At 43.9% G+C, this 14,227-nt stretch carries 10 protein-coding genes; 3 read left to right on the top strand and 7 right to left on the bottom strand.

Features of this window, described 5'->3' with window-relative positions; all coding sequences use genetic code 11:
• The first annotated feature begins 205 nt into the window (after nucleotides 1-205).
• The 3 genes from P0078_RS20610 (at nucleotide 206) to P0078_RS20620 (ending at nucleotide 5,658) form a co-directional block, all read left to right on the top strand.
• Nucleotides 206-4,882, top strand: a complete 4,677-nt coding sequence (locus P0078_RS20610; RefSeq protein WP_282931767.1) for an RHS repeat domain-containing protein — start codon at nucleotides 206-208, stop codon at nucleotides 4,880-4,882.
• A gap of 257 nt (nucleotides 4,883-5,139) precedes the next feature.
• Nucleotides 5,140-5,325, top strand: a complete 186-nt coding sequence (locus tag P0078_RS20615; RefSeq protein ID WP_282931768.1) for a hypothetical protein — start codon at nucleotides 5,140-5,142, stop codon at nucleotides 5,323-5,325.
• Nucleotides 5,326-5,328: 3 nt separating this feature from the next.
• Entirely contained in the window at nucleotides 5,329-5,658 is a 330-nt protein-coding gene (locus tag P0078_RS20620) for a hypothetical protein (RefSeq protein ID WP_282931769.1), read from the top strand.
• A 728-nt stretch (nucleotides 5,659-6,386) separates the two neighbouring features.
• Here P0078_RS20620 and P0078_RS20625 read toward each other — a convergent pair.
• The 7 genes from P0078_RS20625 to P0078_RS20655 all read right to left on the bottom strand — a co-directional run bounded on the left by P0078_RS20625 (nucleotide 6,387) and on the right by P0078_RS20655 (nucleotide 13,524).
• Nucleotides 6,387-6,851 carry a hypothetical protein gene (locus tag P0078_RS20625; RefSeq protein ID WP_282931770.1) on the bottom strand — a complete coding sequence of 155 codons (465 nt, stop codon included), beginning with the start codon at nucleotides 6,849-6,851 and terminating at the stop codon, nucleotides 6,387-6,389.
• 97 nt (nucleotides 6,852-6,948) lie between these two features.
• Nucleotides 6,949-7,212, bottom strand: coding sequence for a hypothetical protein (locus P0078_RS20630; protein WP_282931771.1), 264 nt, complete (start codon nucleotides 7,210-7,212; stop codon nucleotides 6,949-6,951).
• 29 nt (nucleotides 7,213-7,241) lie between these two features.
• The gene (locus tag P0078_RS20635) at nucleotides 7,242-7,658 is read right to left on the bottom strand and encodes a hypothetical protein (RefSeq protein WP_282931772.1); all 417 of its coding nucleotides are present in this window, start codon (nucleotides 7,656-7,658) and stop codon (nucleotides 7,242-7,244) included.
• A 567-nt stretch (nucleotides 7,659-8,225) separates the two neighbouring features.
• Nucleotides 8,226-9,821: a DUF4435 domain-containing protein gene (locus P0078_RS20640; RefSeq protein ID WP_282931773.1), complete on the bottom strand. Its 1,596-nt coding sequence runs from the start codon at nucleotides 9,819-9,821 to the stop codon at nucleotides 8,226-8,228.
• 1,076 nt (nucleotides 9,822-10,897) lie between these two features.
• A complete protein-coding gene (locus P0078_RS20645; protein WP_282931774.1) occupies nucleotides 10,898-11,287 on the bottom strand; it encodes a DUF6678 family protein in 390 nt (129 codons plus the stop codon).
• Nucleotides 11,288-11,324: 37 nt separating this feature from the next.
• Entirely contained in the window at nucleotides 11,325-12,689 is a 1,365-nt protein-coding gene (locus tag P0078_RS20650) for an IS4 family transposase (protein ID WP_282931775.1), read from the bottom strand.
• Nucleotides 12,690-13,179: 490 nt separating this feature from the next.
• On the bottom strand, nucleotides 13,180-13,524 hold the full coding sequence (locus P0078_RS20655; protein WP_282931776.1) for a hypothetical protein: 345 nt from the start codon (nucleotides 13,522-13,524) through the stop codon (nucleotides 13,180-13,182).
• Between the last annotated feature and the right edge of the window lie 703 nt (nucleotides 13,525-14,227).

Genomic DNA, 14,227 nt, shown 5'->3' on the forward strand with positions numbered 1-14,227 from the left:
ATATTTTCGGAATTCATTGATGGCTCATAGTCGTCATCTCTTTTTACACCAATGCAAACAATTAGCCAGCCTGTGCTCGCGCGCCATAAGAGCGTAGCTCTAAAGTCGAAGTGAGCAGCTGTCAGGCTGTAGGATAAGGCGTGTGGAGATAACAAGACACAGTTAATCTGTTTGCGTAGCTTTTATATTTATATAAGGTGAGCACGTGTCAAACTTCGACCAGATGGCAAACTTTTCTAGTTCTACCAATATCGCTAGCACCTCCACTGGCTCTAACTCATCCTCTGTCGCCAAAAATTATGCGAAGAATTTCCTTACCCAAGTCAATCCCCGTACTGGTTTACTCAGCGTTACGATTCCATCGCCACCTCTAAAAGGGATTCTCTCGATGGATGTGAATCTCGGGATCACATACGCGCAGGAGACCGTAGGTTCCTATGAACAATTGTTTGGTCTACCTGTAGGATGGTCCTATTCGTTAAGTTACATTAATGATGGGATCTTGACTCTCAACGGTAGCCAAACCTATGTTTTGAGTCCGGAAAGTCCTTCTGGCTTGCAGTATTACTACCAGAAAAATCTTGAAATGACGCAGTATAGTCCAGGGCAGTACCCTAATTTGCCCTATGCCCCAAGTACCCCTTACGCATACCTGCTGACCTTTTTGGACGGCCATCATCAGTATTTCGATGTCCAGGAGAAATTGATCTGTTGGGATGACAAAAATGGAAACCATCTGCTTTTTACCTATGATTCAAGCGATGCTTCCATTACACAAGCGAAGCTTATCAGTGTTACTGATGCATACGGACAAAACCTATCGATTTCACTCAGTAGTGACTCCATCGACGTGATTTACCCAAGATCCGATGCCAACCCTAACCCGATCACCTATTCTTACCAGCTACTTGAGGGCGCACTGGTTTCCTACATTGACCCTATGGGCTTGACCACGCACTTTATTTACAACGGAGGTCTTATAAATAGCAAGCTCCTCTCGAACGTCAACTATCCCAATAAAGTCAGCTCGACGTTTGACTACAGTACAATCTACTACAAAGATAGTTCTGGACAACAAGAGCAACAAGATGTCGTGAGCAAGGTGATCAACACCTATGAAGAAGAAACCCGTAGCACAACCTATAATTATCACCCTGAGCAAAGTGGTCCAGATGGCCACAATTATCTTGGAAACCCTACGTATGAGGTCGCATCTACAACATCAGATGCTTTATTTCAAAGTAATGACAATAATTACAGGTATTACACCACGATCAACAATAACAAAACGTTGGTTGTTAATCAGTACAACAATCTGCACCTTCTTCTAAAGTCGACCACTTTCACAGCAAATGGAAGCGAACGCATCCAAGAAATAGCGTACACTTATGTTGGTGAAACGGACGGCGACTTCCCCTACAACCAGCTCGATCCGAATTATCAACTGATTGCAGAAAAGCTAAGCACCTTCTACAACGAGCAAGAAGACACCAGACCCGCTAAAATTATTCGCAGCTACACAGACAATGGTCAAATTGCCTCTATCGAAGAGTACGAACAGGTAGAGGGTGAATTACAGCTCGTCAAAAAGGGAGAGGTTGAATACGATATCAGTTTTGGTATGCCCACTTCCGTTAAGGTATACGACTACAAACCTAGAGGAGTACTTAGTCAAACACCAGAGATTATAAGAACGGACAATAAGCTTTCAGATGATAAGAAGCACATCCTCACATCCACCCGCGGGACTGAATTGAGTGGCCTATTAAATCCACTACTCGTGACCTCTGTTGAGTATGACACTGCTGGCCGTCCCAGTTCCTCCACGCGTACCTGGGGTTCAGCAGCACCAGGTCATTCTGGAATTGTGAAAACCAACACGACCTTCGAAAATATTCTTGACTCTACCGCACACACATTGACGCATGCCACAACCGATTTCTTTGGCAATACCTCTAATGAGGTTTACGATTTATGTACTGGTTTCCCAATCTCAACCAGCAACGCCGTGGGTGCGATCACTACGTATAACTATGACCTCGCTGAAGCAACCGTAATACGCACTGACCCTATGGGAAACACCACAACATGGAGCTACGATCTTACCAATAACATAATGCGAAAGCTCGATGCCAACGGTTACGAACAGAAGTACTACTACAACGGGTTTGGGCAACTTATCCAGCAAAGTGATTATCCTGTGAAGGGTGGGGCAGAGCGAACCTTAACGACGAATACTTATGATCAGCTGGGGCGTCTCAGCGTACAATTGGGTATTCTAGGCGAAGCATCAAAAGTCACATTCGCCTATAACGCACGCAGCCAATTAGCCTCTAAGACTGATGCCCTGGGCAATATATCGGGATACGAATATGATTCGGTAGCTTGCACGAAAGCAAGCTCTTTTAATTCGTTGAAGTCAACTGAAGTCACTTACGGTCCTGAGAAGTCTGGCGGCCCACTTCTTAGTAAATTCAAAAAAAGAGCTAAAAAAGAATATAAACAAAGACTTGTCGCTTCGGCTAAAAAGTTCGATAGGCACAATGCTAATCAGTACGCCTGCGCTACACGCTTGTGGAACGCTTTTCAACTCAATGTACAGACCAGTATTGGGGATCAGCAGACTCCTCAACAGTTTTCTCTAGCGAGATCCTACAATATCCTCCAAAGCCCCACCCAGTATTGTCTCGGTGGTGCAAATCTCAAGCGCACACTAGTGGCCTCGCGAGATCTAAATGGGAATATGCTTCAGAGCACTTGTACACTTGAAGGTGAAGGTACGCCTCAGACAGAAGCGTCGTCAAATCGTAGTTACAATGAACTCGGGGAATTCACACAAGAAGCCACACTGACGGAACAGGCTCGAAAATATTCTTATGATGCGGTAGGAAATAGGACTCAGATCACCCAGTTTAATGGATCACAGGTAAACAGCACCTATGATTTAAACAAGCGAGTCTCTTCTCATTCGTACACCGAGAATGGCTCGAGCATTGAAATTCATTATGAATACGATGGTGTCGGGCAGCGCACTTCCATCGAGCGCTTCGTGGATGGGGAAAGCGATGCACTGCTCAGCTACACCTACACGCTTGATGGCAATATTTCTTCAATAAGCTATCCAGACGGGAAAACAGTTTCATGGAACTACGATGTCAATACGGGCCTTCTGACTTCATCCATTGATGCGCTCGGGCATCAGTGCAGCTATTCCTACGATAGTTATGGTCGGCTCGCTAAAATTGCTCGGGACGATGGCTCTATTTCCGTGGGGATCACCTATATCACCCAGGATATCGATAAAGCTAATGTGGGAAAAATAGCCTCGGTGAGCTATTCAAATGGGGTCAAGCTCGCTTACACCTATAACGGTTATGGGCGCCCCCAACAAATCATCGCTACCAGTACGGGTGAAGGCGAGCCGATTACCCTTACCTACAGCTACGATGCAACGACCTCATTCGTAACCGCCATTAGCTACCGACACCCTGGGGGCTCAAGTGCACTCAACCGCGATGTTTCATTCGTATATGATGATGTCGGACAAGTCATTGGGGAGTCATCTGTAGACCCACAAGGCAACCCACTCGAGACCGTATCTTATAGCTATGATGCGCTAGCCAATATCAAAACTTGCACCCGCTCACTGCCTTCTTCTGAAAGTGCGGAGACAAATTACACCTACGACGCCGATAACCGGCTAAATTCCATCAGCGTGGCTGGCGCCCAAGATCAGGCTTTGAGCTACGACGAAAACAACAATCTGATTAAAGATGAAAATGGCAATAGCTACCAATACAATGCATTGAATCAACTCACACAATTCACCTCAAGTGACGGCGAGAATACGACCTACACCTATTATCCCAATGGGCTGCGTGCAACGAAGCAAACCGGTGATGAAGAAATCATTCACTATTATTACGACAACGCCAGCAATGCCAATATCATCAATGAAGTTCAGGGGGATTCAGAGGCCAGCTACATAATATCAGCATCGTCGCGACTCGCTCGTTTGCTGGAGAAAGACTCGTCATCTGAACTCCAGTCTTATCTACTCGATAGACAAAATGTTCTTCTGACTTTCGGTAATTCAGGTTCTATCAGTAGCGAGTATGTCTATGACGTATATGGCAACTGTAGGTCATCCCAGAGCGGAAGCATTGCTGACAATCCATTTGCTTATTGTGGAGAATATGCCGACTCAGAATCGAGCTTGCTCTATCTGAGGGCCCGGTACTACGCGGCGCAACGGATGAGGTTTGTGAGTCGAGATAGCTTCCTGGTTATGAACCCTTACAGCTATGCCGATGGGAACCCTGTCATGAAGCAAGATCCTTCTGGGCATCTTTCAACCGCAGCAAAGATTGGTATCGGCGTGGGCTCAGCTGTCGGTGCAACCATCTTAGGATATGGCGCGTGGAGTGCCTGGTCACGCATGGCACGTGAGAATATTCCTCAAGGTGAGCAGCCGCCAGAAGTAGAGGGGTTGGATGGTATTGTTCCTGATCATGGCAATATCGGTGCTCCTCCAAATGATGGCAATATTGACGCTCCTCCAAATATTGAAGCTTTTGGGTACGCGAATTCACCAGACCAAATATTTGATTATTTGAAGCGGGAGGGGGAGGGGTTTGATTCAGACTCAGTTGTCTCTATTGAAAGGGATGAGGGCGGGCAATATTGGTACGAAGCTTGGAGGCCCAGACCCAATGACAATCAAGATATTCTGGATGGCGCTGAAGCACTCCCGGATGTGGATCAGTTGACATTTCGGACACTCCCTCGAGGTATAAATACAAAGCGAGCTAACCGCAATAAAGATGAGGAGGTATTCGGAGATGAAGAAGAAATGGTGGAGCTAGGAGCATTGATGATGTAGGAGAAGTTGAACCTATAGAAATAACGGATAGGTTTAAATTGCATTCCTGAGTGTAGAGCACGACTTTACCATTGTGTAATGGAAAAATTGTGCTCTACACTTATTCATATCCAGAAGATAGATTATGTAAAATTTTTTGTGTATCTGCCCGCCCATTTGCAAATTGATGCAATCTATCATTGTCAATTGGTTGCCAAGCTCCGCAATGCTTTCGGGGCGCAAATTTCGTCAATCAACTTCAGAGCTCTCAAAATATATTGGTATTTCTATTTCGCGAATACTTAAAGCAACTTGCAGAGGTAATTACCCGTTGGGAGAAGCTGTTTCGGGCTCCCTCTCTGGCTCTGCGCTATCTCAAAGGCGATACCCTCGATCAATGTGAGCTGGAAAAACTAAAAGAAGTCACCGCTATATGGCGGGAGCGCTTAACAGGTATCAGTTAGTTTATGCGCTGTTTAAATGAGTCTATCGCCCGGCAAGCTAATGTTGAAGACGAGTGTACAGGCCGTTTTTGGGAGGGGCGATTTAAGTCGCAGGCTTTACTGGATGAAAAAGCCCTCGCCGCTTGTATGGCCTATGTAGACCTAAACCCTATCCGTGCTAATATTGCCAAAACGCCTGAAGACTCTGATTACACTTCTATTCAACTGCATATTCGTTCTGCAATCACCGCTGAGCAATCCAAAAGTTTACTGCCGTTTGTGGGAGATGAGCGTTTAAATATGCCAAAAGGTTTACCTTTTCAGCTGGGCCACTATTTGGAGTTGGTGGATTGAAGTGGTCGGCATCTAGATCCCAGAAAGCGCGGCGCTATCGCTGAAAATACCCCTCCCATACTTGAGCGCCTGGGTATTTCACCTGAGCACTGGCTTTACCTCAACCGAAATTTTGAAAGACGATTTAAAGGTTTAGTAGGGTCGGTTGAAGCAGTACGGAAAGCGTGTATTTTATTGAATAAACGCTGGGCCCACGGTGTGCATGATTGCCAAAATTTTCTCTCTTACCCTTCATCTCAACTCAATTGAATCATTTTTTATCCCGCCGATCGATCCCCGTTCGCCCTGTGTGCTGAAAGCCCTGGACACCAAAAATAGACAAAATACTCTGCACAATTGTGCCTCGATGCTCCTCTGGTGAGCATGGCTTTTTATTTTTGCCGATTTCTTCCTCTCCCACATGATTCATGGATGTCCTATTTGTGTTGTCACGAGGAAAGAATGCCGTACTTTCTTCAACCAATTCCTATCTTACTGGCACTCTGCGAAATTGCAGCGGACTACCCCTTTTTCAGTACTTAAGCGAACACTCTAGGAGCGAAATTGCCTGAATAACAATCAGTACAATTGCTCAATACCGAGTGCTATGTATTGGCACTAAAGCTTCAGTTACTACGAAAAACCAATAAAGCCGACCACCACAATAACGACTATAACTGGGGAGCTTGGAGTACAGCGCAGGCCATCCCATGAAGGGTTAAAAGCCCGTAGCAACCTGCTTGTATTCGTTATGTATGCCGCACCCCACGAAGCTCAAATATACCGAACCAAAAGAGACCTACACTAATAGAAAACGACAAAATTAAATTCAAAATTAGTTTTTCTTTTTCCTCAACACCAGAAATCAACTGCCTGTTATCGTAGTAAGCTCCAACTATGTACTGGTCTTTATCGATCTTTGACGTGTAGTATTCCAGTTCTAGCTCATCCCCAACTTGAAGGTCGTCAAAAATATCTTTAGAAGAGTTTGAATACTTGAATTCTAGGTCTTCAATGATAATGGTGTGTAGATAATCACCTTTTCCAACATATCTAGTTTTAATTCTTTCAAGCAAGCCAACCTGGGTAAAAACTCCTTCCCTCTGAGGAAAATCGCTATAAAGGTAGTATCCTGAGGCAAGTGCAAACACCGAAAGTACAAGTGCAGTATATCCAACCAATTTTGACTTACTATCTAATCGCTCAATCTTCATATACATAACGCTGAATGAATGCGCCGTGTTGCTGCGAAGCAGCGCTTTTAGCGGTCCAGCCCAAAGGGTGATTATTGCACGCTTTGTTAAGCATTTATTACGCCGTAACCGAGAATATTGCAACATAAACTAAAAGTAACTGACCTAGCCATGCAGGCCATTTTGAAAAATGAAGAAGCATGATGCCAGCGGCTGTTAATGACGACCCGAAGACAATGCCGTATAAAGCGTATAGTCCCTCGGCTACCCCGCATCCATCTGTAAATAGGAAGCAAGTATAACTATGGATATGCGCCAACACAGATACAAGAATTAGAATGAATCCTGCCACAATTTCAAATTTGGAAATAATTAATTTCATATTTGCCACAGCTTTATTGCCTAACCTTGTTAGCCATTTTCCATTTTTTCCTTCGAATGCTTATATATATGGTAAATGCTATATGCGATCATAAAAAACCATATAATGATGTTATCAAAGCGATCTTTGTAGAGCGCCCTTAATGCCATGGCAGAACAAATACCGACCATGACTGCATCAATGGTGAGCAATAAGGCTGCTATAGTTTTCTTCGCTTTGTCGCCATGTGCAGATTGATATCTTTCTACCAGACGATTGATTACAAGCGATGTTGTGTAAAAGCCTAAAAATATAATGGCGATATATCCAAGGAACACCCGCCCCTCTACAGAGATATTGGAAATCCCCTGCAAAAATAGAAAAGTAACGTAGGAAAAGATGGCCAGCATTATGAGCCTGCCACTTCCTCTTACAAATTCTTGTCTAGATATATTTTTCATGATCATCTGGCTAACGCCACAATAACCGAGCGGAGCCAAGCGTGGTATTGTGAGCAAAGCGAACCACGCTTAGCGGAGTCCGGTTGATTGTTTTGTTAAATTTAGTGGGCAAACTCTACTTTACCTTTGTAAAGAACAGGTCTAGACATCCACCGAACAAAAAGCATAAGCCGCCAACCCTATTAGGTATGATTCATGGGTGTCCTATTTGTGTTTCAGATATACGTAATGTCGCTGGTCCTGCGGCAATTTGGCCGATCCACATCGAAGCAATACTTAAGTAGCTTGGCGGCGACATTGATATTCCCCTCTACGGGCTGGCTATATCGAAAGCCTTTGCCGTTTTTCGCTTTAATATGCTCCTGTTACATCTGCGGAACTCCTCCGTATACGCCTGAGTTCTCTTCTTGCCCATGATGCACCTTCGTGTTAGGCCTACACCTAACTATATAAGGTGTCTACCAAACGTGGGTAAGTCTTGCCTATAATGTCTGCATAACCAGCTTACGAAATATTACGGTCAGTTTTTATGCCTCAATATTTTACTATCTGCATTGATGGAGTTTTAAGATGTTACAGGTCGGGGGTATGCCGTTTTAATTCTTGAATAATATCATCTTTTCGAGAGCTATTTATGTAGCGTAAAACTAGCCCAGGATACTTCCCGTTAGCCAAACCCAACACTCCTGACACTCTGGAAGAAAGACTTTTTCTATTGAAAGACTTAAGAACACTAGCATAATCATTTGCTTCAATATGCAATGTGAAATCCCTGTGATACCGCTGATAGATTTCATCTATGTCTATAGACGTAAATACTGAATCCAACTGCTTTGATATGTCATCCACTCCCTTTGATGTGTCATTAAATATGTTTAATCGAAACTTAATATCAAATGAAACTTTCTTAGATACTTGACTAGTCAATTCCTTCTGGAACTCGGTAAAGACAAATTTTTTAACTTTTTCAAAAATCTCAGTTGGATCCAACTCAAGGCTAACTGCAACGTATTTAATTAAGCCTTCGACACATAGTAGATTTTCCACTTCAGCAACATCAATAGTTTCGATTCCATGTGCTTTTAACGACTTCAGCTCTTCCTCTGTCCTGTAATCCCTATCTATCAGCCCCCTTACTTCTAAATGGTGTAACGAGGGAATAGATTTTAAGGCTTTTGTCGCCTCAATGACCTTTACACAGCTTCCCCTTGGTATAACTAAGTAGTCAGAATAAATAGCTTGATATATCTTATGGTCGTAACAGTTCTTTTCACCTTCAACAAACAATATCGGCTTCCGGCTACCAATTATTTCTAAGATGCTATCTTCATTTAATTCTTCATTGCAGGGAACTTCCTCCCAAAACCAAGACTCTCCGTCAAACGAACGCAGCCAAATTTTTGAATTAGTATCTCGATTCGCTGCAAAGTTTAAATCATGAGTTAAGTACACAAAGCAGCAATCATCTCGAAGTGACTCGATTTTGTCCCATAAGCAAGTTTGAAGAGACCTATGAATGTGTATCTCAGGCTCATCGATAACAACCACTGAGTTTTTTGGCGCTAGCAAACACTGACCTAAAAGATAGAAAACTATTCTTTCGCCATCACTCATTTCTGATGCAGAGTATTCTTCACCATCAATAGTTGTGGTTATAAACTTATTACTTAAAAGCTCTATCTTACGATGTGGAAATAACTCGTGCCAGGATTCTCTAAGAATGTCTAGCGAAGAGGCTGGAAGCTTAACACCTCGTTTCGACGTCTTAACCTTTTCAACATATTCTCTATTTCTTCTTTCCTCTTCTGCATATAGAAATCCCAATACAGAGTCAAAGTCCCACGACATTCCAGTAACAGGTTCGTCACCCCAGCGACCATACTTTGGATCTTTCTTCGCCTTACGCTTATTAGAAGAGTTTCCATACAAAAAACCGCTCTCTGCCTCTTCGTAGCTCATCGGCCAAACTTCTGATTCCATTTGGGCAATTCTTTGCGCTGAAATACGATGAACAAATTTGTCATCTAGTTGATTATACTCGATCCAATGCCCTAGGCGGCTTTTTCCAGAGCCATTAGCTCCAACTATAACCATCGAGCGCACATCATTAACGGCAACTTCTGTATTTGAATCACCACTTGATGGTAATAATATTGAAAACGTTTCCACTGCAATAGAGATCCTTTTTGTCTTACGCTTGCATTTGTGGCCCACGTTTTTTGTGGGCTTTATTAATTGCCTTGGTGTCTTTGCGGTTGCACATCAACTTTGTTGCAACCATTTTTAAAATCTAGCTTGGAGTAAAACTCGTCCAAAACCTGTAGGTCAGCTTTTCAAAGTGGACGATTTGTCAAAACGAACCTATTTGCCCGTGTATTACTCCTAGCTCACCAGTGCGTTTTTTTACTACGACTTTAGCTAGTTTCAATTTTAACACAGTGATTTTACCGTCATTTAGGGTAACTTCAAATTTTAATCGCCTTTATAAAGAAAACGCCTCAAGCAGCCGATGCGTCAGCGGTCGGCTAGATTTATTTGGTACGCCCAGCATGGGCGTGAACTAATGGGGTGAAAGTCCCCTGTAGGAAGATCACCGTTTAATGGACTTCATTAAATGCTAACTACTAGCGAATGGCAACTGCAACACCGTGAGGTCTTGTGGGGAGGAAGCCGCTAGCAAAACTACGAGCTGACGGACAGAAACATCATATAAGGCTTAGCCTGGAGGCGAGGTGGCCAAGAACACCGAAGCCATGTGATCTAACGGGTAGAGTAAATGATGCAGTTGTGTAGTGAAAGTTCACGTTCTTATCTGGGGAGATCTGTTTAACTTGCCGCTGTGAAGATGTCAGGGTGGCCGCTGACTCATAAATAGGCCCAGCCCGCTAGCCACCATCGCGGGGGATAGAAAAAAATGGTGGAACACAGCAGCGCTCCGCTCAGTAATGAGTAGGGTGATTAAACAGAAGTCAGCAGACGGCATAGTAGCCAAATGCCAAGATTAATACCTTGGACAGGGTGAAGGCCTGAACCTAAAACCACGAGTTGAAAGACAGGGCTAGCCTACTGATATGTTTCCAGTCGGTTAAAGTTGATGTAGCGCACTGCCATGACACTCAACTCAAATGAAGATCTGCTCGATACTATCGTTGGGTAGAGATTCATTACGGATAGGAACCGCCCATTGCGGACCCGCATGATGGGTGGTGTGGGGGCCGGTAGCTAAAAACTACCGGCTACCCGATTTATACGAAAACTGGTTGCTGGTTTGCATATCCCCATACCCTGTAACACCCATTTTCTAAGGAGTATGGGATATTGTACTTTTTCAGAACAGTTGCTATAAAGCCACTGAAGTCAGTAATTCTATCACTTAAAAGATTGCCCCTTCGCTCTCTTTTGAATGGGTCAATATCCATCCACTCGATACAGTTAGATTGACCATAACGAACCCATTCCCAATCAAGCAGCGAAAACCCAGGCATTGCCTCTAAGTCTCGTAGATATTTAAGCCTTACTTGAGGCTCGAAATCACTGTTACTTGTAATGGCATTAGCGAGTTCTCGCCACTTTGTTTTGTTCATATACGAAACAAGGCGCCGCTCTTCAATAAATTTTAGTGTTTCTTCGTTCATTGCCTACGTATAACGCCTGCCCTGTGTTTTATACACATTATTTAAGTCCACTTAGAGTTTCTGCTGCCTCTATATAATGAAGTAGCTTGGTGTATCCCTGCCAAACGGTTTTAACTCCTGGCTCGCCATCCCCTTTACGCCCCAAAAAACCTCCTAAACCTGCCAACATACGGGTTATCTCCCTCATACTTGGGGGTTCATTTGGTGGAGTAGTTTTATCTCGCATCATCCATATCATACGCCATTCTTTTTCAGAGTAGGCACTTGTACACGGTGCGTCAGGAACTCTTCGTGCATGCGTAGTTATCGAATGTAGCCGCCATCCAATAATCATATAGATCGCAATGCAGTTCAACATGCGCTGCTCTGTTCTAAAACGGTTACTTTCTATCTGGCATCCGCCTTTCACCACCCGAAAATAGGTTTCAATTTCCCACCGGCTTCGATACCACTCAATGATGACCCTTGCCTGCTTAAAGTCTTCAACTGGAAGATCAGTTAACAGCATCCACTCAATGCCTTTTTCACCCTCTGGTGGGTTTAATTCTTTAGCCAATACAGCATAGAGAGAAAGTGGTCGTTTAGATTTTCCTTTCCCAAGTAGCCGTATCTCAGTAGTGGATACACTGACTTTGGCTTTTCTTCCAGATTCACCATTCCGTTTGGGAATATCTACCGTGTATAGACCAACAGATTTCTGCTCATTCATATGATCCCAAAGCAAAACCGTTTCTTCTCCATCGAGCTCTAAAGTGCGATTGGCCTTAGCTCGAACGATATAGCTCGCCCGCCGCTGTTCACTTTGATCTTCAGCCAGTTGAAACCACTCATGAATATCACCCTCTCTATCAGCAATACTCACAATTGTACTTTCAGGGCAGCGCTCCTGTATCTGACAAGCCGTTTCGTAATGGTCTAGCCAGCGTCGACTCTCCTTATTCTTTATCGACTTGGTATAACGGGAATTAGAGCTTGATTCCTTGTCTCTCTGCCACATACTACCCTCAACAACACCCAAGTTAACTCTTGATGGCGTTATAGCGATGGAGGTGTGCAAGAGTTGCTGATTGGTCTCTTTCCGCCTAAGTGTTCCCATCTCTTTACTTTCTAAGTCAGTGGCAAAATTTAGAAAGGTGGTATCTTGAGGGATAAGAACAACGGGCTGCGCCTTGATTCTCTCAAGAGTTGCCGATTTATGGCCGCTCATAATAGAATCAAAATTGACTTTATCATTTTCGATAAAGCGATAAGCTGCAAACGTTTCTGCCCAAGTTTTGTTTGCACAGGGAATGCTATTCTTTGGATCTGAACTTAAACTACTAAGAATATTGGACAAGCGCTTATTCAAACGTGTATCACCCATAACCTGATTTTTTACTTCCTCCATGACCCAGCCCTGCATAATTATCCAATCAAATCTGTAATTCATGCCAGGTCAAACTGTAACTTATTGATTTACATAATAAAACCGGAAAAACTTGTGTATAAAACTTAGCGCCTGCCGCACAGGCGAGCAACTTGTTGCGAGTCCAGCGCACGAAGTGCGCGATTGTGCCGGCACTTGTATGGTGTTTTTACCGTAGTACTTGTATAAAACAAAGCATGTAGCTAAAAACACCAAGATTTGTATGCAGTAGTAAATATAGAAATCTGGAAATGCCCAGATAATTACAAGCACCATTGCAAATGAAAGGCTGAGTATAAAACCCGCCTGTATCTTAAACAGCCGGTTACTGCCGCCTGCTATAAACATAGAGTATGCAAGCAGCAATAACTGTACGACCAAAAATATTACTAACCCGCCACCCATTCGATTTGACGCCTAACGCCGAGCGCACGGGCGAACAAACCAGCGGTTTGTGAGTCCAGCGCAGCGGCCGTGGCGCGTTTTGTTAACTGTTGCTAATAACATGACAAACTTTCTCATTAAAAAATAGATACTTTCCTTGTTTTTCAAAGTGAGTATTTTCAGACCACCACTTTGCAGCATCAGGGTTACTTTCATTGAGCAGATTTATAGCAACACACCCCTCTACAAGATAACCAATTTCTCCTTGAGTGTTGCCACTAAGTAGTTTCCACAACTGGCCAAGTATAGTTTTTGGCCCACTGACAACTCCCACGGTTCGGCAGTTCTGTAGGCCTTCTTTAGCAAGTGGCAACTCAATACCCACCCAACTTTTACGTATCTCTAGAGGGGCTTCGCCTTGTGGAACTTCTACTATTCTTACTTTCATTTTAAACAGTTAACGCCTTTGTAACGGGCCGTGTTGTGGCGAAGCCACGCTTTTAGCGGTCCAGCCCGAAGGGCGATCGTTGACAAGCTTGTTAGGTGTTTTTACTTGGCACATTCTCTATTTAAACCTCGGAGCACAAAATTGGCATAATCCACGATCATCCAAATCCATTTCAGGAAACATATTCTCAAAATTCACCTTTGGAATATTATCTGGAGTTTCTGGATCCCTGCCGTACTGGCCACAGGCAGCACACTGCCTTATCCATTTCCTAGTTCTCGGATCTTTCAGGCACCACTCTTGAGTCTTAGTCTCAGTTCTCATGGACACCTAACGCCTCAATAAAGGGCCGGAACGCAGCGGCGAAGCCGCGGAGTGGAGGTCCAGCCCCGTAGGGGCATCTTTGATTGATTTGGTACGCCCAGCATGGGCGTGAACTAATGGGGTGAAAGTCCCCTGTAGGAAGATCACCGTTTAATGGACTTCATTAAATGCTAACTACTAGCGAATGGCAACTGCAACACCGTGAGGTCTTGTGGGGAGGAAGCCGCTAGCAAAACTACGAGCTGACGGACAGAAACATCATATAAGGCTTAGCCTGGAGGCGAGGTGGCCAAGAACACCGAAGCCATGTGATCTAACGGGTAGAGTAAATGATGCAGTTGTGTAGTGAAAGTTCACGTTCTTATCTGGGGAGATCTGT

The organism is Microbulbifer sp. VAAF005, assembly GCF_030012985.1.
In the GTDB taxonomy this organism is placed as follows: Bacteria; Pseudomonadota; Gammaproteobacteria; order Pseudomonadales; family Cellvibrionaceae; genus Microbulbifer.